The organism is Intrasporangium calvum, from assembly GCF_028446585.1.
GTDB lineage: Bacteria > Actinomycetota > Actinomycetes > Actinomycetales > Dermatophilaceae > Intrasporangium > Intrasporangium calvum_A.
Genome location: NZ_JAPFQL010000027.1, coordinates 1 through 24123, shown reverse-complemented (window position 1 = coordinate 24123; position 24123 = coordinate 1). Strand labels below are relative to the sequence as shown.

Genomic DNA, 24123 nt, shown 5'->3' with positions numbered 1-24123 from the left:
CGTCGTCGAGCCGATGACGCGCGGGGTCAGAGCCAGCGGCGGATCGGCCGGACCGCCCGCTCGAGGAGGCGTTGACGGAGGCGGCGGTCCTCCCAACGGGTCAGCTCGATGCGCCGGCTGCGCTCGAGGTCCTCGAGGAAGTGCTGCTCCAGCAGGTCGACCGTCGGCTGGTCGATGACGACCATGGCGACCTCCTCGTCGTGGTCGAGCGAGCGGCGGTTGACGTTGCTCGACCCGACGAGCGCGGCTGCCCCGTCGACCACCATGACCTTCGCGTGCATCATCGAGGGCTGGAAGTTCCAGATCTGCACCCCCGCGTCCTCCACCTCGGCATAGGTGGCCTCGCTGGCCAGCTGGGTGACGCGCTTGTCGGCGTGCGGCCCCGGCAGCAGGACGTCGACCTGCACCCCGCGTTCGACCGCCTCCTTGAGCGCTCGCACGAGCGCCGAGTCCGGCGAGAAGTACGCGGTCTGCAGCCGGATCCGCTCCTGCGCCGACCGGATCAGGACGTACCAGACGGTGTGGATGTCGTCCCAGCCGATGCTGGCCGAACCGCGCACGACCTGGACGATCGCGTCGCCCGGCGTGGGCTGCGCAGGGAAGCGGCTGCGCTCGTCGTAGAGCGGCCGCCCGGTCTCCGCCCAGTCCTGCACGAACGCAGCAGCCAGCCCGTCCACGGCCGGCCCCTCGACCCGGAAGTGGGTGTCGCGCCACTCCCTCTCGTCGCGGGCGTCGCCACCCCACTCCTCGGCGATGCCGACGCCCCCGGTGAAACCGATGACCTCGTCGACGACCAGGAGCTTCCGGTGCCCGCGGTGGTTCTGCTTGAAGGGTGACTTGTGCAGGGGCTTGCGGAACCAGTGGACGTCGACGCCCGCGTCCTTCATCGCGTCGACGAGGCCGTCCTCGATGAGTCGCCCGCCCAGGGCGTCGATGAGCACGCGCACCCGCAGCCCCGCCCGGGCCCGGTCCTCCAGTGCCTCGGCGAACTCACGCGCCGGCCAGCCCTTCCAGTAGACGAAGGTCATCAGGTCGACGCTGTGCTCGGCCCCGCGGATGGCGTCGAGCATCGCCGGGAAGATCTCGTCGCCGTTGCGCAGGACCGTGATCGCGTTGCCCTCGGTGAAGGCGGCACCGACCAGGCACTCCAGCGTCCGCCGCAGCGCCACGCGCGGATCGACCGCGCCCTCAGCTGTCATCTCGTCCTTGGGCACACGCTGCTCCTCTCGGCGCCACGCGGAGCCGGTGAACTCTCCGTACAGCAATCTAGGCCGATCGGCAGAGCGCGTGCGGAATCAGGGTGACGCACCTCATGCGTCCGTCGGGCAGGCGGTCGAGCTCGCCATGGTGGAGCAGTAGCGGGACCGCCAAGCCGTTCTGGTCGTATGCGGCGCGTGACGCACCGTGCGCTGGAAGTGAGCTCAGCGGCATACGGACAATGACGTATGCCGCTGAGCTGGCCCCCTGACCAAGGTCAGGACGGGCGCGGGGCACGGCTCGCGATGCCCGTCAGGATGGTGTCGAGCATGCGCTCGAACTCCTCGTCTCCGCCGAAGCCGGTCTGCAGCGGGCCGAGCGCGGCCAGCGTGGGGTAGGCGAGCGGATCGAGCTCCAGCTGAGTGCTGCCCGCGGATTCGCCCTGGCTGTCCCGAGCGCTGGTTCCGAGGGTGGCGAGCAGGTAGCCGTTGAGGAAGCCGAAGAGGACCAGTGGGGCATCCGCAGTCACCTGATCGGGCAGGTTGGCCCTGCGCATCAAAGCGGTCAGCTGCTCGACTGCTTCGAGCGCCGTGGCCGACGTCTGGGCGCGGGTCGTCAACAGCGGGAAGACACGTGGGTGACGAGTCGCCATCTCCCGGTAGGTGCGGGCCAAGGCTCTCGCGACGTCCCGCCAGTCCTGTGGCCAAGGGTCCACCTGCGCGGAAGCCTCGGTCAGCACGGCCTCCGAGATGGCATCGAGCAGAGCGGCCTTCCCCGGGATGTGGTTGTAGATCGACATCGGGTCGACGCCCAGCTCGGCGGCGAGGCGACGCACGCCGAACGTCTCGAGCCCGTCCCGGTCGACCAGGGCAACGGCTGCCGTCGCAATTCGCTCCCGGCTGAGTCCCGCCGGGGTCCCACGTCCTCGCCTGCTCACGGGCCCTCCGATTTTCTGTTGCCGGTGCCGAGGGTGCGGCCTATCCTACGGTGTAGATCTTTTATCTACGCTGTAGGTTCGTCGAGAGTGCAGGCAGGCAATGACCAGGAACCACCCCCAGCAGTCCGCCATCGTGGCCATGTACGCCGGGCTGGCCCTGACCGCAGTGGCTACCGCCTCCGGATGGGTCGACCGCGCCAGCGGCAACGTCCTTGCCGACCACCTGCGGGCCGGCTACCCGAGCTACTCGGTGGCGCGCATCGACACCGCGGTCTCGACCTGGCTCGGCTACCTGTCCATCCTCGGAGCACTCGGGGCCATCGGTTGGTGGTGGGCGATCCGTTCGGTGCGCAAGCGCCGTCGTTGGGCTCGCACCACCGCCACCGGGCTCTTCGGCGCAGGCCTTGCGGTCGCCCTGTTCAACCTGGTCGTGCGGGACACGTCGGGCGACACCGGCCTGCCGCCGCTGCTCGCCTGGATCGGCATGCTGCCGGCGCTGGCCGGCCTGCTCGCGGTGGCCCTGCTCTGGCGCTCACAGCGCGACGAGAGCTCACAGGCCTGACTCCGATGAGGGGTTTGGGGTGGATCAGCGCCCTCAAGCGCCGCCTCTATCGAGGCGGCCGGCCGGGCACCCTCATGCGGGTGCTGAACCGTCTGGACGCGATGGCCTACGGCTCGGGGTGGCTCACACCTCGGCGCGCGGTCACGCTCGAGGTCGCCGGCAGGCGCACCGGTCGGACGATCTCCGTCCCGGTGGCCGTCGCCGACCATGGTGGACAGAGATACCTCGTGTCGATGCTGGGGCCCGACGCGAACTGGGTGCGCAACGTCCGGGCGGCTGGAGGCCGTGCAGTCCTGCGCCGCCGACGCCGCGAGGCCGTCGTGCTGCTCGAAGTGCCTGTGGGAGAGCGGGCACCCGTGCTGCGGCGCTACCTCGCCATCGCACCGGGAGCCCGACCGCACCTTCCGGTGGCGCGGCGTGCGCCCCTCGCGGACTTCGAGGCCGTGGCGAGTCAGTACCCCGTCTTTCGGGTCACTTCGGCCACCTGACAGCGACGACCGCGGCGATCTCCGAGAGGCCCCTACACGTTGATGTCGAAACCCAGGTCGTAGTCGCTCGCCGGGAGACCCCCGGCACCCCAGTTCTCTGGCGGGCTCTCCCGCAGCAGGATCGAGATGTGCTCCCTCGGGATGCCGTGTGCGCCAAGCCGCTCGACGACCTCTCGGTAGAGCGCCCGCTTGGCGTCAATGGACCGCCCGGCGAAGCAGTCGATGGTGACCCGGGTGTAGGTGTCAGCGACGCCGGCGTGCAGGCCGTTGACCATCGCGTGCGGCTCGAACTCCATGAGTCGAATGAAGCGGTCCTCGTGCGGGATCCGGAATGCCGCCACAAGGGCTGCGTGCACGGCGTCGATCAGGGCGACCTGCTGGTCGGCGGTGTAGCTGCGACGGACTTCGATCAACGTGCTCGGCATGCGTTCCCCTCGTCAACAAAACGTCGGGCGCCCATGCTTCCACAGCACGGATCGTGCACGGTCGCGTCGATGACTGCACGACACTTGTGCCACCACGCGCGCCGAACGGAGGCTGGGCCGCATGGATGGGACGACGGCGACACCTGCACCGACCACCCGCGACGCCGATCTGGTCGAGCGCCTGGGACGCCTGTCGACCACGAGCCTGGTCGATGCCTCCCCCGCTCTCCGCGTGCTCCCCCACGCAATCCGCCCGCTCGTGCCGGGACGCCCCTTCGTGGGTCGCGTCGTCACGGCCACGGCCAACCGCGACCTGATGTCGGTGATCCATGCCCTGCGGGAGGCGGAGCCCGGCGACGTGCTCGTCGTCGACGCCGGCGGGGACGACCGGGCGGTCGCCGGGGAGCTCTTCTGCACAGAGGCGCAGCGCCGCGGGCTGGCCGCGCTCGTGATCCACGGTCGGTGCCGAGACAGCGCCACCCTGGCTCGGCTGTCGATGCCGGTGTGGGCCACCGGGGTGGCACCCAACGCCTATGCCGCGACCGCCCTTCCGGTGACTGGGGAAGGCCTTTTGCTCGATGGCATCCACGTCGAGGCCGGCGAGCTCGTCGTCGGCGATGACGACGGCTTGGTGACCGGCTCGGCCGACGAGTTCGCCGCTGCTGTGGAGAGGGCGGAGGCGATCGAGGCGCGGGAGAAGGGCCTCCAGGCGCGTCTGCTGAGCGGCGAGTCACTCTTCGACGTCATGAACTACGACGAGCACCTGGCAGCATTGCGGGAGGGGCGGCCCGGCGGACTTGCCTTCGGGTGACCGGTCAGGTCCGTATCCACGAGTTGAGGACGATGAGCGTCTTCGTGCCGGCGATGAGGCCGGTCCTGCGCAGCTGGTTGACGACCCCGGCCAGTTCCTCGCGGTCGTCGACGCGCAACCGCACGAGCAGGTCAGGGTCGCCAGCGACGTTGTAGAACTCGAGGATCTGGGGGATGCCTCGCGCGAGGTCGGCCAGCTGCTCGGCATCGACCGCCCCGAGCATCCGGATCTCGATGAAAGCCTCCAGCCCACCGACCCGCGTGTCGTCGATGATCGCGGTGTAGCCCCGGATGACGCCGCTTCGTTCCAGGCGGGCGAGCCGCCGGGAGACCGCTGCCGGGGAGAGCGAGACGTCCGCCGCGATCTGGGCCACCGTGGCCCGGCCGTCCCGGCGCAGGTGGGCGATGATCGCGCGATCGGCGGAGTCCGTCACGCGATGCACGTTAGCGCCGATCGTGCACGAGGTGCATGACTCGTGCACGGATTCACCCCTGCAGGCATGGTCGACTGCGAGTTCAACCCGGTCTGTGCAGGCCCGTTGCGGCTGCGGAGCGGTGAGCCGCACGCTGCTGGTAGGTCCCTGCGCCGGGACCTGACCACCGAACGGGAGGCCACCCATGACCGCCTTCGCGCGCCGAGCCGAGCGCATCCAGCCTTCCGCGATTCGCGAGTTCCTGGCCTTGGCGGGAGACCCGGCGATCACGTCGTTCGCGGGCGGCTACCCCGACGCGACGCTCTTCCCCATCGACGAGCTGCACAAGATCTATGACGACCTGCTCACGCCGGGGAGTGCTGGCGCGCTGCAGTACACCGCGTCCGAGGGCCTGCCCGAGCTGCGGGCCCAGGTGGCCGCCCGGCTCACGGCTGACGGCATGCCGTGCACCGCCGACGACGTCCTCATCACCCAGGGTGGGCAGCAGGGCCTCGACCTGACCGCCAAGCTCTTCATCGACGCCGGCGACGTCATCGTCACCGAGCGGCCGACCTTCCTCGGCGCCCTGATCGCCTTCAACCCCTGCGAGCCCGATTATCGGTCGGTCCCGATCGATGAAGAGGGCATGGACATGGAGGCGCTCGAGTCCGTCCTGCGCACGACTGACCGCGTCAAGCTCATCTACACGGTGCCCGACTACCAGAACCCCACGGGACAGACCATGAGCCTGGCGCGCCGGCGGCGGCTGGTCGAGCTGGCCGAGGAGTTCGACGTCGTCATCCTCGAGGACACGCCGTATCGCGAGCTGCGTTACGAAGGCGAGCGGCTCCCCACGATCAAGAGCCTGGACCGGACGGGACGGGTCGTGCACCTGGGCAGCTTCTCGAAGATCCTCGCCCCCGGCCTGCGCCTTGGCTGGGCGCTCGCGCCCGCCGACGTTCGCGAGAAGCTCTCGCTCCTCAAGCTTGCCGCCGACACCCAGAACGGCACGCTCAACATGCGGGCGGCAGCGGCCTACCTCACGAGCTTCGACATCGAGGCCCACATCGCGTCGATGCTGCCCACCTACCGGCACAAGCGTGACCTCATGCTCAGCATGCTCGAGGAACACTTCCCGGAAGGGACCAGCTGGACGCGTGCGCAGGGCGGGCTGTTCACCTGGGTGACCTTCCCGAAGCGGCTCGACATCGCCGCCGTCCAACGGGATCTGCTCATCCCCCGGGCCGGCGTCATCGTCGTGCCAGGGGCTCCGTTCTTCGCCGTGGAGCCGGAGAGCAACCACGCCCGGATGAGCTTCTCCGGCGTCCCGGACGACCGGATCGTCTCCGGCGTGAGTGCGATGGGAGCACTGCTCCGCGAGGCCCTGCGCGCCTGAGCCGGAGCGCTCGAGCCAGCCCAGCGGCATACGGCCGCGTCTTTAGTCTGGACAAACGTCCAGACTTTTGGTCGGATCACCCTCATGGTCAGCGCTGACTTCCCCTACGCCGAGCGTTACCCCGTCAACCGGGTGCTGCCGGAGCACGGCCGGCCGCGTGAGGAGATCCTCGCCGAGCTGCGCGAGATGGCCGAGCTCGAGGACCGCACGTGGGAGAGCGGGCGGGTCTCCGGGACGATGTACAGCGGCGACCACGAGCACTACGAGTTCCTCAACGAGGCGTTCGGGCGCTACGCACACGTCAACGTGCTGCAGCGGGACATCTGCCCGAGCGCGACCCGCTTCGAGGGCGAGATCATCGCCATGGCCCTCGACCTCATGCATGCGGAGGCGGCCCGTGGGTCGGGCCATGAGCCCGTCGGCATGGTGACAGGTGGGGGCACCGGCAGCATTCTCCACGCGGTGCTCGCCTACCGCGACCACGCGACGCAGACGCGAGGTGTGGGCAGCGGCGGCTTCAACATCGTCAAGCCCGAGACCGCGCACCCCGCGTTCGACAAGGCGGGGCACCTCTTCGGTGTCGAGGTGCGCACGGTGCCGGTCGACCCGGTGACGACAACCGTCACCGCTGAGGCGATGGCCGGGGCGATCGACGCGGACACCATTGCGCTCGTCGGCTCGGCCGGCAACTACCCCTACGGCACCATCGACCCGATCGCGGACCTCGGTGCCCTCGCCCTGGAGCAGGGCATCGGGCTGCACGTCGACGGCTGCCTCGGCGGTTTCATCCTGCCGTTCGGGCAGGAGCTCGGGCAGGACATCCCCGACTTCGACTTCCGCGTGCCCGGCGTCACGACGATCTCCGCCGACACGCACAAGTACGGCTACGCCCTCAAGGGCACCTCGACGCTCCTGTTCCGCGACAAGGCCGTCCGCAACAGCCAGTACTTCGCGCACACGCGATGGAGCGGCGGCAAGTACCACTCCCCCGGCATGGAGGGCTCCCGCTCGGGCGGGCTGCTCGCGGCGACCTGGGCCTCCATGGTCCACCTCGGGCGGGCGGGCTACCGGGAGTACGCCCGGGAGATCTTCACGGCGGCCGACGCGATGAAGGAAGCGGTCCGATCCCACCCGCAGCTGCGCCTCATGGGCTCGCCGACGTTCTGCTTCAGCTTCACCTCCGACGTCTTCGACATCTATCACGTGTATGACGCCATGCGCGCGCGGGGCTGGCGCTTCAACGGGCAGCAGTACCCCAACGCCATCCACATGGCGACGACGCGGCCGCAGACGCAGCCCGGGGTCGTCGAGGCCTTCGCCGCCGATCTCTCCGATGCAGTCGAGATCGCCGAGGGCAAGCACGCCGCCGGGGAGGTCGCCGCCTCGAGCGGGATCTACGGCAGCGTCCCCGAGGCGCTGCTCGACCAGGCCGATCCGGTCATCCGCGAGGTGATGGCGCAGATGCTCGACCAGCAGCAGAGTCTGCCTCCCGCGCCGTGAACACGCTCTACGAGGACCTCGCCCTCACCATCGACCTGGGCACCGGAGGACCGAAGGTCGCCTTCGTCACGCTGACCGGCCGGCTCGTCTGGCACACCCTTCGCGCCGTGCCGACCACCATGGTCGGCGACGGCGGCTTCGAGCAGGACGCCCGGCTGTGGTGGGACCTCATCCGCGACGCGGTCCGGGAGGGCCTCGCCGATCCCTTGGTGCGAGCCGACGCCGTCGTCGCCATCGCCGTGACGGGCCAGTGGGACAGCACGGTCCCCGTCGATGCCGAGGGCCACCCCGTCGGGCCGTGCATCCTGTGGCTCGACCGCCGTGGCGCCGACCTCGTGAACGCTCGCCTTGGCGGACCCGTGGCTGGCTATCACCCCTTGCGCCTGGCCGAGTGGATCCGCAAGACCGGCGGTGTCCCCGGCGAGAAGGACGTCATCGCGCACGTGCTCCACCTCGAGGAGCGGCGGCCCGACATCGCCAACCGAACGCGGTGGTACCTCGAGCCCGTCGACTACATCACCATGCGGTTCACCGGAGTCGCCACGGCGTCGCACGCCTCGATGACGGCCGCCTGGCTGACGGACAATCGCGACCCGACGCTCCTCGAGTACGACGCGGGGTTGGCGGCCCGAGCCGGCGTGCCCCTCGAGAAGCTGCCGCCGCTGCGCCCGACGGCCTCGATCATCGGAACGGTCCGCGACGACGTCGCCGCCGACCTGGGCCTGCCCCGCGGCGTCGAGGTGGTGACCGGCATGACTGACCTGCACGCCGCCGCCCTGGGCAGTGGCGCAGTGAACGACTTCGAGGCGCATCTCGCCCTGAGCACGTCGGCCTGGATCAGTGCTCCTGTGCCGTTCAAGAAGACTGACGTGCTGCGTCAGATCACCAGTGTGCCGGGGCTCTGGCCGGGTCAGTACCTCGTCGCCGACAACCACGACACCGGCGGAGCCTGCTTGGAATGGCTGCGGGACAAGGTGTTCGCCGCCGCTGATGCTGAACCGCCCGGGTTCTCGACCTTCCTCGAGGCGGCCGAGCTCGCACCACCGGGCAGCAATGGTGTGGTCTTCACCCCGTGGCTCAAGGGCAGCCGGACGCCAGTGCTCGATCCCTTCGCCCGCGGCGGGTTCCACAACATCGGGCTCGCCACCGGCCGCAGCGACCTGGTCCGGGCCCTCCTCGAGGGTGTCGCCTACAACAACCGCTGGCTGCACGAGGCCGTTGAGCGGTTCGCCGGGCGGCGGCTCGACCACATCCGGATGCTCGGCGGTGGGGCGAACTCACTGCTGTGGTGCCAGATTCACGCCGACGTCCTCGGACGCACCATCGAGCGGGTGGCCGAGCCCCACTTCGCGCAGGCCCGCGGCATGGCTCTGGCGGCCGGGCTGGCCCGTGGGATGCTGCGGCCGCACGAGGTGCGGGAGCTGGTGGAGGTCGATGCCGTGCTCGAGCCGGACCCGGCGGTGCAGGCCACGTACGCTCGGCTCTACGCCGAGTTCCCACGCCTCTACCGCGCCCAGAAGTCGATGTTCCGGCGGCTCAACTCCGCCTCCACCTGAGAGAAGTACATGGTTCGACGTTCGCATCGAGACTCGGCCCTGCAACGGCGAGATGCCTTGCTGCGGGCTGCGGTGGAGATCGTCGCCGAGGCCGGGCCCGGCGCGGCGACCCACCGGGCGATCGCCGCCCGCGCAGGTCTCCCACCGGCGACGCCGTCCTACTTCTTCGCCTCCATCGACGACCTGCTCGCGGAAGCGACCCGGCATTTCGCGGCAGAGCAGGCCACGGCGTACGACGCCCTCGCGCAGCAGCTCGAGCACCTGCCTGCGGACGAGTTCATCACGCACTTTGCGGCGGCACTCCTCGGCTCGGACCGCACCATCGAGCTCGCCCAGGTCGAGGCCTACCTGCACGCGGCGCGCGACCCCGCGCTGCGACCCGCAGCAGCAGCGGTGCGCGCGTCCTTCACCCGGACCGCAACGCGGGCGCTCGCCATCGCTGGCCTCCCGGACGCGGAACGGCACGCCGACTTCCTCGTCGACTACGTCGACGGCTTCCTCCTGCACCACCTCGCCGACCCCCGCCCGGACGACGAGACACGCCTCCGGGCCGGCTTCACCTTCCTGCTGCACCAGCTGACCGGTCAGACCTCGTGACGTGATCGGTCCGCTCCGGGCCAGTCACCGCCCGCACCGGTCAGGGTGACGCCACGGCCAGTCGCGGACGATCCACTGCGCCACGGCGTCCGCCAGCGGAGTGTCGAGCTCGGCCCGGTCGGCCCGCACCCAGGACTGCACGACGACATCGTGCTCGTCCGCCGCCGGGTAGAGATAGACACAGCCGATGACGTCCCCGTCCGCGGGATCAAGGACGGTGAACGTGAAGCCGCGACCGGTCTCGAAGTCCTGTGCATGCCGGGTCAGGTCGGCCAGGTTCTCCTCCAGGGACATGCCGTCCGCGGGGGGCCAGTCCCCATCGGGGTAGCCCGCAGTCTGGCGGATGTGCTCGATGCTCGACATCCAGGCGGCGTGGTCGGCCTCGTTGTGCTGGGGGCCGAGCGGCTCCAATCTGAACCGGTCCGCCACCAGTTGGGTCGGAGCCGTGAACCCCGCTGGGACGAAACGGTTCCCGGCCACCCTGGCTGCCCTCTCGGCGCGGCGCCAGCGCCGGGCGAAGTCAGCTTCCTGGGCCGGTGACAGCTGCTCGACGTCCCCGCCCACGCGGCCGTCCAGCTGCTCTCGAATGACGTCCAGGTGGCCCAGGTGCTGGCGGGTCTCGCCGAGCATGTGGGCCATCACCGCACAGAGGGACACGTCGTTGGCGCCCCACCACGGCACGCGCCCCGTGGCATCGAAGGGCAGCGCCTCGATGGTGTCGTCGGCATGGCGGCAGGCCCGGCGGTAGCCCGCGACCACCTGTTCGCGGGACTCCGCCGCCGGAACCCACATCAGGTCCTCGTTGCGGAAGTCCTCGTCAACGCTGGGAATCGGCTCCGGATAGGGCCGGCCGAAGACGAACCCGAAGTACGACGCCTCATAGAAGGCCAAGTGCTTGACCAGTCCGAGCAGGTTGGTGCCGGTGGCCGTCATGGGCCGGCGCACGTCGTACTCGTCGAGCCCGTCCAGCTTGCGCAGCACGTCCTCGCGCGCCCAGCGCAGGCACTGGTGGAGATGGTCCTTGGCGGCCTGCGCAGCGTCGTCACTCATGCCCCCAGTGTGGCGCGAAGCGCTCATGGCGCCCCCTGCGCGTGAGAAGCGCTCGTATGCTGCTGAGCTCGCCCCGCGGCGAGCCAGCCACTCAGAAGTTGGTGGCCATGTTGGTGAAACGGCTGAAGTGGCCCTGGAAGGCCACGACGATCGTGTCGGTCGGGCCGTTTCGGTGCTTGGCCACGATGAGATCCGCCTCCCCCTCGCGGGGCGAGTCCTTCTCGTAGGCCGCCTCGCGGTGGAGCAGGATCACCATGTCCGCGTCCTGCTCGATCGAGTTGTGCACGGCGATGCCGTTGGCGATGAAGTTGTGGCCGCCGAGCACCGTCGCGTCGAAAACCGCCTCGATGCCATCCGGCTCGATGCTGACGACGGTGTCCCACAGGACATCGTTGACCGCGTGCAGATCCAGATCGAGGTCGTCGAGGGTGCTGGCCAAGGTGGCCAGAGTCCCCTTCTCCGGGGCCAGGTCGTGGGACGCGACTTCGGCCAAGCTCTCGCGCAAGCTCATCGGCTCGGTCGCACCCCGCCTCGCACTGGCGGCGCGGCGCATCTCATCGAGCATCACGTCCGCGGCGGCGGCTTGCGGAGCACGGTCACCGAAACCGATCTCCTGCAGGAAGCGGCGCCTGCTGTCGCGGTCCTCGATCAGGAGCGCGATCCGCGTGCCGACCTGCCGCTCCTCCGTCGAGATGCCGAACCGGAGCAGGAGCCGTGCGAGAGAAGGCACCTCAGCCTTGCCGGCATGAGCCACAGTGATGTTCTCGTCAGTCAGCGAGATCACGCCGCGCGACGCCGCGACAGCCCGTAGGTAGAGAGCGATCTGCCGCTTGGATGCATGGAAGAGGCGATCAGGGGTGCTGAGCACCGCTGCCGCCGAGACGATCTCGGCATCGTCCTCCCAGGGCTCGTGCAGCTCGGGGGCAGGCACGTGACGTGGGACAGCGATCCGATGGCCGGTCCGCAAGTCTCCCAGAGGAGTCCAACCCTCGTAGGCCAGGAACGGATGGTTCTCCGTCGCACGGACCGTCTTGCCGGAGGCAAGAGTGAGCTTGAACACCGGCTTCGTGCCGGTCGGGAACACATGGGTCAGGTGGCGCGTGACGTAGCGAAGTTTCTCGTCCAACGCCCACACGGGGACATCCTTGGCCCCCTCGGCGTGGAGCTGTCCGAGCGTCACCTCTGCGCCAGTGTCGGCACGCAGGACGCGCGTCTCGGCTGTCAGGCAGCCCGACTCGCGGAGGTCGCTCATGGCCGGCTTCTTGTCGGTGCGCTGCTCGGGGCCACGGTTGAGCTGCGAGATCGCGATGACCGGCACCTCGAGCTCCTTGGCGAGCAGCTTCAGCGCTCGGGAGAACTCGGACACCTCCTGCTGACGGGACTCGACGCGCTTGCCGGAGGTCATCAGCTGGAGGTAGTCGATGACGACGATCCGCAGGTTGTGCCGCTGCTTGAGCCGGCGGCACTTGGCGCGGATCTCCATGAGCGACATGTTGGGCGAGTCGTCAATGAACAGAGGCGCATCCGACACCTTGCCCATCGTCGAGGCAAGCCGGGTCCAGTCCTCCTCACGCATCGTGCCCTTGCGCATGTGCTGGAGCTGGATGCCGGCCTCGGCGGACAGGAGACGCATGGTGATCTCGGTGCGGCTCATCTCGAGCGAGAAGACGACGGCGGCCATCTTGTGCTTGATCGCCGCGGAACGGACGATGTCGAGGCCGATCGTGGAGTTGTGCGTCGGGATCATCGCGCTACCGGCGAGGTAGAGGTGGTCGGCCGCCTCGACCTCGATGCACCGGACCGGCACGGAGGCCACCGGCTGGACCCGGTCAATCTTCCACAGCCCCAGGGTGACTCGGGGGTCGCCGCCGCTCGGCATGCGCTCGATGGTGACGACGTGCCCCTCACGGACGGCGACGAGCACCGCTGCAGTCGTCAGCACCCTGGTCGCCTCTCCGTCGAGGCGGACCGACCACTGGTGCTGCTCGTCGGCGACGAGGACGGCCCCGTCGGAGAAGGACACCTCGTAGCAGGGCCGCTCGTGCATCACCTCGGTCGCCGCGACGACCCTGGTCGGTCGGCCGTCAGCGCCGAGCACGTGGTCGCCGACCGCGACCTCGCCCATCGTCGTCCACCCGCCGGGCGTCGCGAGCGGGGTGTCGAGGGCGAGCGCCTTGCCCATCGCGGGACGGGCGGCGATGACGATCATCTGGCCGGGGTGCAGACCGTTGGTCAGGGCATCGAGGTCGGTGAATCCGGTTGGCACACCGGTCATCTCACCGGATCGCCCGGAGGCCACCTCGATCTCGTCGACCGTCGCCTCGAGGACGTCGCCGATCGCGTGGTAGTCCTCGCCGCCGCGCTTGTCGGCCACGGCGTAGACCTCGGCCTGGGCTGCGTTGACGATGTCCTCGACGTCGCCGCCCCCCTGGGCGTAGCCGAGCTGCACGATGCGGGTGCCGGCCTCGACGAGCCGGCGCAGGACGGCACGCTCGGCGACGATCTGGGCGTAGTAGCCGGCGTTGGCCGCCGTGGGCACCGACGCGATCAGCTGGTGCAGGTAGGCCTGGCCGCCGACCCGAGTCAGGTCCCCGCGCTTGGTCAGCTCGTCGGCGACCGTGATGGCGTCAGCGGGCTCGCCGCGGCCGTAGAGGTCGAGGATCGCGTCATAGATGAGCTCGTGCGCCGGGCGGTAGAAGTCGGTGCCCTTGAGCTGCTCGACGCAGTCGGCGATGGCGTCCTTCGAGAGCAGCATGCCGCCGAGGACGGACTGCTCGGCGCCCACGTCCTGGGGCGGCAGCCGGTCGTCCGGAGGTCCGTCCCCACGGGCCTTCGTGGCGAACGCACTCGTGCTCAGCTCATCGAGCGACACTCGCTCCCCTTCCGTGACGACGTTCTACCCCTGACCACAACTGCACCACGCGCCACCGACATCCCACCCAACCGGCACGCCGACACCGCGCCGGGAGCCGGGACCGGGCTGAGGGGAGGGCCCTCGTCTCGGCATCTCCAGCGGAGCAGGCCCCACGCTAGAGCCACCCGGCCGAACCTCACAACGCGAACGCCGCCATCCCCTCCCCGGCCTGTGGACAACGTGTGGACGGACAGGTGCGACACGCCGTTGTTTCCTGTGGACAAGGTGTGTGGACCGTGGTGACGACGGTTGTGGATCTGGCTGGCTTCCAGGGAAACGACCTGCGCAAACGTCCGTCCACCCCCTGTGGACAGAAACCGCTGCAGCCCTGTGCGTTGTCCACAGACCCCGCCGGAGCCCACCGAGCCCGCCGCACGTGACCCAGCCCAGCGGCATACGACGTGCGGTTAGTCTCGAAACATGTGCCGGAACATCCGCCAGCTCCACAACTTCGAGCCGCCCGCCACGAGCGACGAGGTGCGCGCCGCGGCCCTCCAGTACGTCCGCAAGGTCAGCGGCAGCACCAAGCCGAGCCTGGCCAATCAGGCCGCCTTCGACGAGGCGGTGGAGGCCGTCGCCCACGCCACCCAGCACCTGCTGGACCACCTCACCACGAGCGCCCCGCCCAAGGACCGCGACATCGAGCGGGCCAGGGCGCGCGCCCGCAACGCCGAGCGCTTCGGCACCCCCGCCTAGCCTCGCTCGGGGCCGCGCGGTCGCGGGTCACGCCCGTTTGAGACCCTTCTCCTTGTGTCCCTGTTCGTCGCCGTCGTCGCGGTGCTGCTCGCGCTGGTGACGTGGTCCCTCCACCGCCGCCTCTTCGTCACCCCCCAGTGGCCGTATGCCGCTCAGCTCGCTGCCGCTGTCGTGCTCGCTCTCGGGTGGGTGGGCATCATGCTCGGCTTCCTCATCCAGGGCGGCGTCATCGACCCGGACGGGATGCGCTGGCTCGCCTGGATCGGCATGACGTGGCTGGCCGTCTTCTGGTACCTCATCGTCGGGACACTCGTGCTCGGCCTCATCGTCCTGCCGATGCGACTCGCGGGGCGCGGGGACCTGCGGCGCCCGGTGCTGCGGATCGGCGCACCCGTCATAGTGGTGGTGGCACTGGGGACGACGGCCTACGGCCTCGGCGAGGCGGGCGACCCGTCGATCACTCCCGTGACGATCACCAACGACCTGGTGCCGGAGGGGCTGGACGGCCTGCGGATCGCGCTCATCACCGACCTGCACGTCGGCCCGATCCGTGACGCCGGCTTCACCGAGCGGGTCGTCGACCTCGTCAACGCGGAGCAGCCTGACCTCGTCGTCATCGCCGGCGACATCGCGGATGGCAAAGTGGCTCAAGTCGGTTCGGAGATCGAGGCGCTGCGGCGGCTCGACGCGGAGCTGGGCGTCTACGGCGTCGACGGGAATCACGAGGTCATCTCCGGCGAGCCGGAGAAGTGGGCCCACCAGTGGCACGACCTCGGGATCGAGGTGCTCCACAACGAGAACGTCACCATCGAGGCGGGGGGCGGCGTCCTCAGCCTCGCGGGGATGCCCGACTCCTCCGGGGGGCGCACCGGGGGCAGCGGTCCCGATCCGGATGCGGCACTCAGGGGCGTCGACCCGGCCGTCTTCACCCTGCTCCTCGCCCACCAGCCGCGGATGGCCGAGCTCGTCAAGGGCCGCGGAGTCAACCTCCAGCTGTCCGGGCACACGCACGGCGGGCAGCTCTGGCCCTTCAACTGGCTCGTGCGTCTCCAGCAGCCGACACTCGACGGTCTCGAACCGGTCGGCGACGTGCCGGTCCTGACCTCCCGGGGCGCGGGCGCCTGGGGTCCGCCGGTCCGTGTGCTCGCTCCCCCGGAGATCCCCGTCATCACCCTGCGCACCCGCTGAATTCATTTCAACGCGCGCATTCGTTCACCTTCCGTCAGGATGACCGACGTCGGCCGCTGACCCCGCGGCCCGGACGGAAGGAACCCCCAGATGCGCATGACCCGCAGCCTTCGCGTCGCCTCGGCCACGGCCGTCGGTGCCCTCGCCCTGACCACCCTCGGCCTGACTGCACCCGCCCAGGCCCGCCCGCTCGCCACGTCTGACGCAGCGACCGAGTGCTATGTGCCCGAGACCCACTCCGACGAGTCCGACGCTGCCCGTGGCGGTTACGGCAAGGACCACCGCGACATCACCGTCGATGAGCAGCGCGCGATCGAGGCGCGGACCAACGCCATCCTCAAGGCCAAGGGCGAGCCAGCCCTGGGTGCCGAGACCACCCTCGCCTCCGGCACCGTGCCGGTGTACTTCCACGTGATGGCCTCCGCCACCGGCGAGGGCGACGTCACCGACGCGCAGATCCAGGCCCAGATGGCCGAGCTCAACGAGAACTTCGCCGGGCGGGAGTCGACAGCGGCGGCCGACACCGGATTCACCTTCACCCTCGCCGGGGTCGACCGCTACTACAACAACCAGTGGCACAAGGACCGCCAGTCGACGACCTACCGCGCCAAGACCCGCCAGGGCGGCGCCAACGCGCTCAACATCTGGCTCGTCGACTTCAGCTACCTCGGCATCGCCACCTTCCCGTGGGACTACGCCAGGAACCCGTCCATCGACGGCATCCGGGTCCACTGGGACTCCCTGCCCGGCGGCACCATCGCCAACTACAACCAGGGCAAGACCGCCACCCACGAGGCGGGCCACTGGTTCGGGCTCTACCACACCTTCCAGGGCGGCTGCACGGCCGAGAACGACGGGGTCGCGGACACGCCCGCGCAGGGTTCCTCCACGAGTGGCTGCCCGGAGGGCCGCGACTCGTGCGCGCTGCCTGGTCTCGACCCGATCCACAACTACATGGACTACAGCTACGACGCCTGTTACAACCAGTTCACGCCGGACCAGTCGAGCCGGATCTCCTCGATGTGGACGGCCTACCGGGCCGGCTGAGCCCTGCTGAGCCCCGCGGCGCGCGGTCGCACGCCCACCCTCCTGAGGGTGTGCGGACGCGCGTCGCGGTCAGTTCCGAAGCCGGTCGGCGACCCCGGCTAAGTTGGCGGTCATGGCCGGGACCGGAGCGCATCGCGGGAGCAGTGGCAGGCGGCGATCTCTGAGCTGTGGAGCGGCGCGGCCTACCGCGAGGAGATGTACTCCGCGCTGGCTCTCGCCAAGCACCGGCCACATCGAACATGGGTGGACTCCGTCTGGGTGCGGCGGGCTGCCATGCTGAGCCAGGTCGGCGCGCGGGAGCGCGTCGACCAGGCGCTCCTCGCCGACGTGCTCGAGCCGAACATCGAGGATCGGGCCTTCCTCAGCCGCAAGGCCATCGGCTGGGCGCTGCGCGACCAGGCCCGTTGGGACCCGGACTGGGTGCGTCGCTTCGTCAAGCACCATCCAGGGCGGTCCGGCCTGTCGCGGCGTGAGGCCCTCAAGCACCTCGGCACCGGCTCATGAAGGACGTCCAGGGCCACCGGCGGGAGATCCTCCGACTGGCCGTTCCCGCCTTCCTGGCCCTGATCGCGGAGCCGCTCTTCCTGCTCGCCGACAGCGCCATCGTCGGGCACCTCGGCACCGCAGAGCTCGCCGGCCTCGGTGTGGCGAGCACCGCACTGCTGACCGCGGCCGGCATCTTCGTCTTCCTCGCCTACGGGACCACGAGCGTGGTCGCCCGACACCTGGGCGCCGGAGACGTCCGCGCTGCGATCACCGCCGGGGTGGACGGGCTGTGGCTCGCGGCCGGGCTGGGAGTGATCACGGCCGCAGTGATCGGCGTTCTCGCGGAGCCCATCGTCACCCTCTTCGGGGCCTCGGACGCAGTGGTCACACAGGCCACGACCTACCTGCGGATCTCCGCCGCGGGCCTGCCGGCCATGCTGGCCATCCTGGCGGTCACCGGTGTGCTGCGCGGGCTGCAGGACACCCGCACCCCGCTCATCGCCTCCGTGCTCGGCTTCGGCGCCAACATCGCCCTCAACGTCGTCCTGGTCTACGGGCTCGACTGGGGGATCGGCGGATCCGCCTGGGGCACGGTCATCGCCCAGACCGGCATGGCCGCCGGGCTGGTCGCGGTGCTGCTGCGCCAGGCGCGTTCCCGCGAGGCCTCGTTGCACCCGCATCCGGGACGCATCCTGGCCGCGGCACGCACCGGCGTCCCCCTGCTCATCCGCACCCTCGCGCTGCGGGCCACACTCCTCGTGACCACCTGGGCAGCGGCGTCCCTCGGAGACGTGCCGCTGGCCGCGCACCAGGTCGCGCTCACGGTGTGGTCGTTCCTCGCCTTCGCCCTCGACGCCCTCGCCATCGCCGCCCAGGCCATCGTGGGGCGCTCCCTGGGCGCTGGCGACCGCGAAGGCGTGCGCCTGGCGATGCGCACGATGATTCGGTGGGGCGTCTGGGGTGGTCTCGCCATCGGCCTCGTCGTCGTGGCGCTGCACCGGGTCCTGCCACCCCTCTTCACCAGCGACGAACCGGTCCGCGGGGCCCTGGCAGCTGCCTTGGTCGTCGTCGGGCTCGGCCAAGCGGTCGCCGGCTACGTCTTCGTGCTCGACGGGGTGCTCATCGGCGCCGGTGACGGGCGGTGGCTCGCGTGGGGTCAGGTCGTCAGCCTGCTTGCCTACCTTCCCCTGATCCTCGTGCTCCGAGCGGGCGGGCCGAGCGGCTCCGCAGCGCGCGACATCGTGGTGCTGTGGCTCGCCTTCACCGCCTGGATGATCGTGCGTGGTGCCGTGCTCGGCTGGCGGGCCAGGCAGGACGCCTGGATGGTCACGGGCGTCTGACTCCGCCCTCCCCTGCAACACGCCCGGCGCCTCAGAGCTCACCGCTGCTGCAACGCAGTGAGTTGCGTGGATCCGGGCGTGTTGCGGGTCAGGGGAGGTGGGTGGCAGCCGCGATGACGAGGCCGGCCGACACCAGGGAAAGCACCGTGCGGGCATGGTTGAGCGCGACCCACCCCGGCACGTACGACTCCCAGGCCGCCGCCGCTGCCTCGGATCCTGCCTCGACGCGGGCGAGACGGTCGTTGCGAGGGACGTGGTAAGCCGCTGTGATCGCGAATGCGGCAACGCCGGCCACGGCACCCGCGACCAGGAGGCCCTTCGCCAGACTTGGAACGCCGCTGCGGGTCAGGGCCCAGGCGGCAACGAGAACCGCCCCGGGGCCCGACAGCACGAGCGGCAGCATCAGGGCGCGTGGCGCCGCCTCGTTGACGGCCTGCATCGCGGCCACCGCCTCGGTCACGGGGAGCCGGCGCAGGGCCGGCATGACGAAGCTGGAGAACGCGAACAAGACCCCACCCATGACCCCGGACGCGGTCGCGCTGAGGAGGCCCGCTGCTCGGAGCGCGTTCATCGCGTCCACGCTCCCTGGTCGGCAGCCCGGGCGGCCCACGTCGCAAAGCTCGTCGCCGGTCGGCCCAGGACCTGCTCCACACCGTCGGTCGGCTGCGCGTTGCGACCGTCGAGCAGGCCCTCGAAGAGGTCCCCGAGCCACAGGCCGTCCTCGCGCGGGATGCCGAGTCCAGCGAGCTGGTCCGCGAACCGGTCGACGCTCACGTGCTCATGCACGACCCGGCGGCCCGTCACGTCAGACAGCACCGCCGCGGCCGCGTCGAGGCTGATCGACTCGGGGCCGGTCAGCTCGTGGACGACGCCCGCGTGGCCCTCCTCGACGAGAGCGGCGACGGCCACGGCGGCGAGGTCGTCGACGTCGAGGAAGGGCTCGACGGCGCTGCCTGGTCCGGGCAGGCCGATCGTGCCACCGAGGACCGCGTCGCGGAGCAGGCCCTCAGTGAAGTTCTGCATGAACCACGAGCAGCGCACCACACTCGAGGCCGGGAGCTCGGCGAGCACCGCCGCCTCCGCGTCCTGGGCACCCGGCTCACCTCGACCGGAGAGCAGCACCAGGCGCTCGACACCGACCTGCCGGGCGTGTTTGGCCAACGCGCCGACGAGGTCGGCCGCGCCCGGCATCGCCAGGTCGGGATAGAAGCTGACGTAGGCCGCTCGGCTCGCCGCCAGCGTCGGCCCCCAGGTCCCCTCGTCCTCCCAGCGGAACGGAGTGGTGGAGGTCCGGGAGAGACCGCGCACGGGGAGGCCGAGGGCGTCCAGCCCCGCCGCGACGCGCCGACCGGTCTTGCCGGTGACACCGACGACGGCAACGGGTGAGAGGGGGAGGGGAGACTCAGGTGAGATGTTCATGGGACCCAGCACAGCGGCATACGGCGAGGATCTCCATGGGGTATCTGCTCGTCTACCTACGTGATCGTCTTAAGGTGGCGGTATGGACCTCCTCGCTGCGGCTCTCGACGGTCACCGCGCACGTGGGGCCCATGTGCTGCACGTGGAGATGGAGGCGCCGTGGTCCATCGCGGTCGCTGACGAGGCCACGCTGGGCCTGGTCCTGGTCGTGCGCGGGGAGGGGTGGCTCGAGCGCGACGGCCACCCGCCCGTCATGCTCCGGCCCGGTGACGCGGCGATCACGACAGCCGGCCTGGCCTACACCTTCGCCCACGCACCCGGCGTGCCACCGACGATCGTCATCGGGCCGGAGGAGACGAGCCGCGACCTCGTCGGCCGGGAGCTCTGCGTGGAGCTGAGCACGGGACTGCGACGGTGGGGCACGGCCGAGCACGGCGAGGATGCCTTCGTGACCGCCACCTACGGGCTGCCCGGCCAGGTCACCGGTCGCCTCCTCGAGAGCCTGCCCGACGTCGTCGTCGTCCGCGCGCAGGACCGGTCTGCCGGAGGGCACACGCTCGTCGAGGCGCTGGTCGACGAGCTCGAGCGGGACCTCCCCGGGCAGGACGTCGTCATCGACCGGCTCGTCGACCTCATCCTCATCGGCACCCTTCGGGCCTGGTTCGCCCGACCGGACGCCGCGCCGCCGCGATGGTGGCTCGCCGAGGCCGACCCCGTCGCAGGCCCCGCCCTACGGGCGATGCACGCCGACCCGGGCCGAGCGTGGACCCTCGACTCCTTGGCCCGCCAGGCGAACGTCTCCCGTGCCACCCTGGCCCGCCGGTTCACCGAGGTCGCGGGCGAGCCGCCCATCGCGTATCTCACGAGGTGGCGGCTGATGCTCGCGGCTGAGCTGCTCGTCGAGACGGATGCGACCGTGGAGCAGATCGCGCATCGCGTCGGCTACCAGAGCGCCTTCGCCTTCTCGGCCGCCTTCCGTCGGGTCCACGACGCCTCCCCGCGAACGTTCCGCCGCGGGCGCGCGCCGTCTCGCGTGGTGGACGATGGGCGCGGTCCAGGAGGCATTCCCAGCGTTCTTTAAGGTGCCCGGCGCATAGTCGTTCTCGTGAGTTGCTCCTGAGTGGCTCGGTGATCTCCTCCCCTGTCGGTCACCGGGCTTGAGGGCAGGCCCGCTCCTTCGGTCACAGTTCGGCGACGAGACCGAGGGGGCGGGCTTCCTCATGCGCGCACCCCCCAACTCGAGTGGCCCGGCCCTCCACACCCCCACCCCCAACTCGAGTGGCCCCGCCGTCCACAGCCGTATGCCGCTGAGCTCGCTCCCGCGCCCCCTCCCCTCGAGTGGCCCCGCCGTCCACAGCCGTATGCCGCTGAGCTCGCTCCCGCGCCCCCTCCCCTCGAGTGGCCCCGCCGTCCACAGGCTCACGAGGAGCGCGCCAGTCGGAACGATGCCCGCTGCTCCGCGAGCTGCATGGCGTAGGTGGAGAAGAAGCGAGGCTCGCAGGCAGCCAGACTCAGCGAATCTCGCTCGAGTTCCAAGGCGCTCGCGAAGCGCGCGACTGTCAGCTGGCGCGCTTCGGGCGTGTGTAGATCGGCGTTCCAGATGAACTCCACCTGCCATCCATCACGCTGGAAACCGCGCAGCCGGACCCGATCGTGCCGGCGCTGCGCCGGACTCGAATGGAAGGCCGCGCCCTGGTACTCACCAATGACCTTGATGTCCTTCAGCGGTGGCTGTCGCCGCAGGTGCCACACAAGGTCTCCGACGCCGAGCAGCCTGCAGGGGTCCGTGCTCGACCAGATGGGCACATTGAGCTGGGGCTCGGGCAGGCCGCAACGCACGAGCATGATGCGCGAGAGCGTCTCACCCGGAGAGGCGGAGCCGACTCGGACCTCCTCCAGTCCCTCAATGAGGGTGCGCTTGCCGCGAGGCCGGTTGCGTGCCGCAACTGCGAGCGCCAGCGGGGTCCGCGAACCAAGCCGAGTCGCGATCGCGTCCCCTGCCACGATCGTGTCGTCGAGCCCGACCGGTCTGCCGCGACCGATCATCTCCCCCAAGTCCGCCCACGTGTCGGCCAGATCCACCACCCTGACCCCGGACGCCGTCGTGATCTGTCGCGGGTGCAGCGCCCGGTGACCGACCACGCCCGGCTGCTTGATGCGCGACCTGGTGATGGGTCGCACCACGTGGATGCGATCGTCCTCCTCCATGGCATACGACATCGGCAAGCCATGAATGCGCATCGCCGTCGTGTGGGAAAAGGCGTGGTCAGCAGGCAGTTCCTCTGCGAGGGCCCGACACCTCCCCAACAGATCTTGAGGAGGGTGATGGGAGTCAACATGGAGATCCTCGGCAGCGGTCATGCGGGCAACCTCATCCGATAGACGGCAGGACGGCAGGGCCCGCGACGCCGGCTGTGGACCCGGCTCCCGCCGTCTGGGGGATGTGGACGGCGGGGCCACTCGAGGTGAGTTGCGCGCCTGAGCCGGCCCAGCGGCATACGGGATGTGGACGGTGGGGCCACTCGAGGTGAGTTGCGCGCGGGAGCCAGCCCAGCGGCATACGGGATGTGGACGATGGGGCCACTCGAGTTGGGTCACGAAATGGTAACGAGGGGTTGACGACAGCCGAACACCCTCTCCATCCTCACCTGTGAGAGCGCTCTCACAACCTCCACGGGAGCGCTCGCACCCTCCTCGCCCGGGTTGAGACCGAAGGAGCTCTCCACATGACAACCCGCCACACCCGCACCCGCGCGCTTGCCCTCATCACCGTCGGACTCCTGGCCCTGAGCGCCTGCGGGTCCAGCGCCGACGCCGACGACACCGGCTCAGGCTCCACCGGAGCCGCCTCCGGTCCGGTCACCCTCAAGCTGGCGACGTTCAACCAGTTCGGCTACGAGGACCTCATCACCGAGTACATGGCCGCCAACCCGAACATCAAGATCGAGCACAAGAAGGCGGCCACCTCGAACGAGGCTCGCGACAACCTCAACACCCGCCTCGCTGCGGGATCGGGCCTGGCCGACATCGAGGCCGTCGAGGTCGACTGGCTGCCCGAGCTGATGCAGTACTCGGACAAGTTCGTCGACCTCAGCTCCGCCGACACGAACGGCCGGTGGCTCGACTGGAAGGCCAAGGCCGCCACCGACGACGAGGGTCGCCTCATCGGCTACGGCACGGACGTCGGCCCCGAGGCCATCTGCTACCGGGGGGACCTCTTCGAGAAGGCCGGCCTGCCGTCCGACCGGGACGCCGTCGCGGACCTCCTCGGCGACACCTGGGAGAGCTACTTCGCGGCGGGCCGCCAGTTCGCGGCCAAGTCCGACGTCCCATGGTTCGACAGCCTCGGCGCGACGTGGCAGGGCATGGTCAACCAGATCGAGGCCGCCTACGAGACCCCGGAGGGCGACGTCATCGCGACGACCAACCCCCAGGTGAAGGCGACCTACGACGCCGTCGTCAAGGCCGGCATCACCGACGGGCTCTCCGCGAAGCTCCAGCAGTGGGGCGACGACTGGGTCGCGAGCTTCCAGGACGACGGGTTCGCCACCATGCTCTGCCCCGGCTGGATGGTCGGCGTCATCGAGGGCAACGCCAAGGGCGTCAACGGCTGGGACGTCGCCAACACCTTCCCCGGTGGCGGCGGCAACTGGGGCGGCTCCTACCTCACCGTGCCCACCCAGTCGCAGCACCAGGCCGAGGCCAAGGCGTTCGCCGCCTGGCTGACCGCACCCGAGCAGCAGATCAAGGCCTTCAAGAAGGTCGGGGCGTTCCCGAGCCAGCAGGCCGCGCTCGACAGCCCGGAGCTGGCCTCCGTCACCGTCCCGTTCTTCAACGACGCCCCGACCGGCAAGATCTTCGCCGACCGCGCCAAGGCCGTGACCGTCAGCCCGTTCAAGGGACCGAAGTACTTCCCCATCAACGACGCGATGCAGCAGGCCCTGACCCGCATCGAGGACGGCTCCACCACCCCTGAGCAGTCCTGGGAGAAGTTCGTCGCCGACGTCCAGGCCCTCGGCTGATGCTCGACACCGCCCGCTCGACCCGCCGGGACGCGGCCACCGACGTCCCGGCGGGCCGGGGCCGCCCCCGGCTCCGGCTC

General features: G+C 70.2%; 23 protein-coding genes. 14 read left to right on the top strand and 9 right to left on the bottom strand.

All coding sequences use genetic code 11. The features are described 5' to 3' along the window. Positions 1–26: 26 nt before the first annotated feature. Positions 27–1214 carry a phospholipase D-like domain-containing protein gene (locus OO014_RS08010; protein WP_272461774.1) on the bottom strand — a complete coding sequence of 396 codons (1188 nt, stop codon included), beginning with the start codon at positions 1212–1214 and terminating at the stop codon, positions 27–29. 260 nt (positions 1215–1474) lie between these two features. Then, the gene (locus OO014_RS08005; protein ID WP_272461773.1) at positions 1475–2134 is read right to left on the bottom strand and encodes a TetR/AcrR family transcriptional regulator; all 660 of its coding nucleotides are present in this window, start codon (positions 2132–2134) and stop codon (positions 1475–1477) included. 100 nt (positions 2135–2234) lie between these two features. Between OO014_RS08005 and OO014_RS08000 the strand changes: the two genes are divergently transcribed. Next, positions 2235–2696 carry a hypothetical protein gene (locus OO014_RS08000; protein ID WP_272461772.1) on the top strand — a complete coding sequence of 154 codons (462 nt, stop codon included), beginning with the start codon at positions 2235–2237 and terminating at the stop codon, positions 2694–2696. Between the two features lie 5 nt (positions 2697–2701). Next, the gene (locus OO014_RS07995; protein WP_420485486.1) at positions 2702–3184 is read left to right on the top strand and encodes a nitroreductase/quinone reductase family protein; all 483 of its coding nucleotides are present in this window, start codon (positions 2702–2704) and stop codon (positions 3182–3184) included. Between the two features lie 32 nt (positions 3185–3216). Here OO014_RS07995 and OO014_RS07990 read toward each other — a convergent pair whose 3' ends face one another. After that, the gene (locus OO014_RS07990; protein WP_272461770.1) at positions 3217–3609 is read right to left on the bottom strand and encodes a tautomerase family protein; all 393 of its coding nucleotides are present in this window, start codon (positions 3607–3609) and stop codon (positions 3217–3219) included. A 121-nt stretch (positions 3610–3730) separates the two neighbouring features. Between OO014_RS07990 and OO014_RS07985 the strand changes: the two genes are divergently transcribed. After that, positions 3731–4420 carry an RraA family protein gene (locus OO014_RS07985; RefSeq protein ID WP_272461769.1) on the top strand — a complete coding sequence of 230 codons (690 nt, stop codon included), beginning with the start codon at positions 3731–3733 and terminating at the stop codon, positions 4418–4420. Between the two features lie 4 nt (positions 4421–4424). On the opposite strand, the gene OO014_RS07980 is transcribed toward OO014_RS07985, so the two are convergent. Beyond that, the gene (locus OO014_RS07980; RefSeq protein WP_272461768.1) at positions 4425–4853 is read right to left on the bottom strand and encodes an Lrp/AsnC family transcriptional regulator; all 429 of its coding nucleotides are present in this window, start codon (positions 4851–4853) and stop codon (positions 4425–4427) included. A gap of 184 nt (positions 4854–5037) precedes the next feature. Here OO014_RS07980 and OO014_RS07975 point away from each other — a divergent pair, with 184 nt between their 5' ends. The 4 genes from OO014_RS07975 to OO014_RS07960 all read left to right on the top strand — a co-directional run bounded on the left by OO014_RS07975 (position 5038) and on the right by OO014_RS07960 (position 9881). Then, entirely contained in the window at positions 5038–6228 is a 1191-nt protein-coding gene (locus OO014_RS07975) for a PLP-dependent aminotransferase family protein (protein WP_272461767.1), read from the top strand. Positions 6229–6312: 84 nt separating this feature from the next. Further along, on the top strand, positions 6313–7728 hold the full coding sequence (locus tag OO014_RS07970; protein ID WP_272461766.1) for a pyridoxal phosphate-dependent decarboxylase family protein: 1416 nt from the start codon (positions 6313–6315) through the stop codon (positions 7726–7728). Continuing rightward, positions 7725–9284: a xylulokinase gene (locus OO014_RS07965; RefSeq protein WP_272461765.1), complete on the top strand. Its 1560-nt coding sequence runs from the start codon at positions 7725–7727 to the stop codon at positions 9282–9284. The genes OO014_RS07970 and OO014_RS07965 overlap by 4 nt, the downstream gene beginning before the upstream one ends. Before the next feature lie 9 nt (positions 9285–9293). Further along, the gene (locus tag OO014_RS07960; RefSeq protein ID WP_272461764.1) at positions 9294–9881 is read left to right on the top strand and encodes a TetR/AcrR family transcriptional regulator; all 588 of its coding nucleotides are present in this window, start codon (positions 9294–9296) and stop codon (positions 9879–9881) included. A 24-nt stretch (positions 9882–9905) separates the two neighbouring features. Here OO014_RS07960 and OO014_RS07955 read toward each other — a convergent pair whose 3' ends face one another. Both OO014_RS07955 and dnaB read right to left on the bottom strand, forming a co-directional pair. After that, a complete protein-coding gene (locus tag OO014_RS07955; protein ID WP_272461763.1) occupies positions 9906–10931 on the bottom strand; it encodes a DinB family protein in 1026 nt (341 codons plus the stop codon). A gap of 91 nt (positions 10932–11022) precedes the next feature. After that, positions 11023–13803, bottom strand: coding sequence for a replicative DNA helicase (gene dnaB / locus OO014_RS07950; protein ID WP_272461762.1), 2781 nt, complete (start codon positions 13801–13803; stop codon positions 11023–11025). 462 nt (positions 13804–14265) lie between these two features. Here dnaB and OO014_RS07945 point away from each other — a divergent pair, with 462 nt between their 5' ends. The 5 genes from OO014_RS07945 to OO014_RS07925 all read left to right on the top strand — a co-directional run bounded on the left by OO014_RS07945 (position 14266) and on the right by OO014_RS07925 (position 18602). Further along, complete coding sequence (locus OO014_RS07945; RefSeq protein ID WP_272461761.1) at positions 14266–14541, top strand: DUF2277 domain-containing protein; 276 nt, start codon at positions 14266–14268, stop codon at positions 14539–14541. A gap of 54 nt (positions 14542–14595) precedes the next feature. Then, entirely contained in the window at positions 14596–15729 is a 1134-nt protein-coding gene (locus OO014_RS07940; protein ID WP_272461760.1) for a metallophosphoesterase, read from the top strand. A gap of 90 nt (positions 15730–15819) precedes the next feature. After that, on the top strand, positions 15820–16776 hold the full coding sequence (locus OO014_RS07935; RefSeq protein WP_272461759.1) for a zinc metalloprotease: 957 nt from the start codon (positions 15820–15822) through the stop codon (positions 16774–16776). A gap of 195 nt (positions 16777–16971) precedes the next feature. Continuing rightward, entirely contained in the window at positions 16972–17280 is a 309-nt protein-coding gene (locus OO014_RS07930) for a DNA alkylation repair protein (RefSeq protein ID WP_272461758.1), read from the top strand. Further along, positions 17277–18602 (top strand): MATE family efflux transporter, encoded by a 1326-nt coding sequence (locus OO014_RS07925; protein ID WP_272461757.1) that lies wholly within the window; start codon positions 17277–17279, stop codon positions 18600–18602. Before OO014_RS07930 ends, OO014_RS07925 begins: the two co-directional genes overlap by 4 nt. Before the next feature lie 88 nt (positions 18603–18690). Here OO014_RS07925 and OO014_RS07920 read toward each other — a convergent pair whose 3' ends face one another. Together OO014_RS07920 and OO014_RS07915 are read right to left on the bottom strand one after the other, a co-directional pair. After that, positions 18691–19173, bottom strand: a complete 483-nt coding sequence (locus OO014_RS07920) for a DUF1772 domain-containing protein (RefSeq protein WP_272461756.1) — start codon at positions 19171–19173, stop codon at positions 18691–18693. Then, positions 19170–20021: an NmrA family transcriptional regulator gene (locus OO014_RS07915; RefSeq protein WP_272461755.1), complete on the bottom strand. Its 852-nt coding sequence runs from the start codon at positions 20019–20021 to the stop codon at positions 19170–19172. The genes OO014_RS07920 and OO014_RS07915 overlap by 4 nt, the downstream gene beginning before the upstream one ends. 82 nt (positions 20022–20103) lie before the next feature. On the opposite strand from OO014_RS07915, the gene OO014_RS07910 reads away from it, so the two are divergent. Next, positions 20104–21102: an AraC family transcriptional regulator gene (locus tag OO014_RS07910; protein WP_272461754.1), complete on the top strand. Its 999-nt coding sequence runs from the start codon at positions 20104–20106 to the stop codon at positions 21100–21102. A 338-nt stretch (positions 21103–21440) separates the two neighbouring features. On the opposite strand, the gene OO014_RS07905 is transcribed toward OO014_RS07910, so the two are convergent. Next, on the bottom strand, positions 21441–22382 hold the full coding sequence (locus tag OO014_RS07905; protein ID WP_272461753.1) for a hypothetical protein: 942 nt from the start codon (positions 22380–22382) through the stop codon (positions 21441–21443). 365 nt (positions 22383–22747) lie between these two features. Here OO014_RS07905 and OO014_RS07900 point away from each other — a divergent pair, with 365 nt between their 5' ends. Beyond that, positions 22748–24043 carry an extracellular solute-binding protein gene (locus OO014_RS07900; RefSeq protein WP_272461752.1) on the top strand — a complete coding sequence of 432 codons (1296 nt, stop codon included), beginning with the start codon at positions 22748–22750 and terminating at the stop codon, positions 24041–24043. Positions 24044–24123 lie beyond the last annotated feature (80 nt).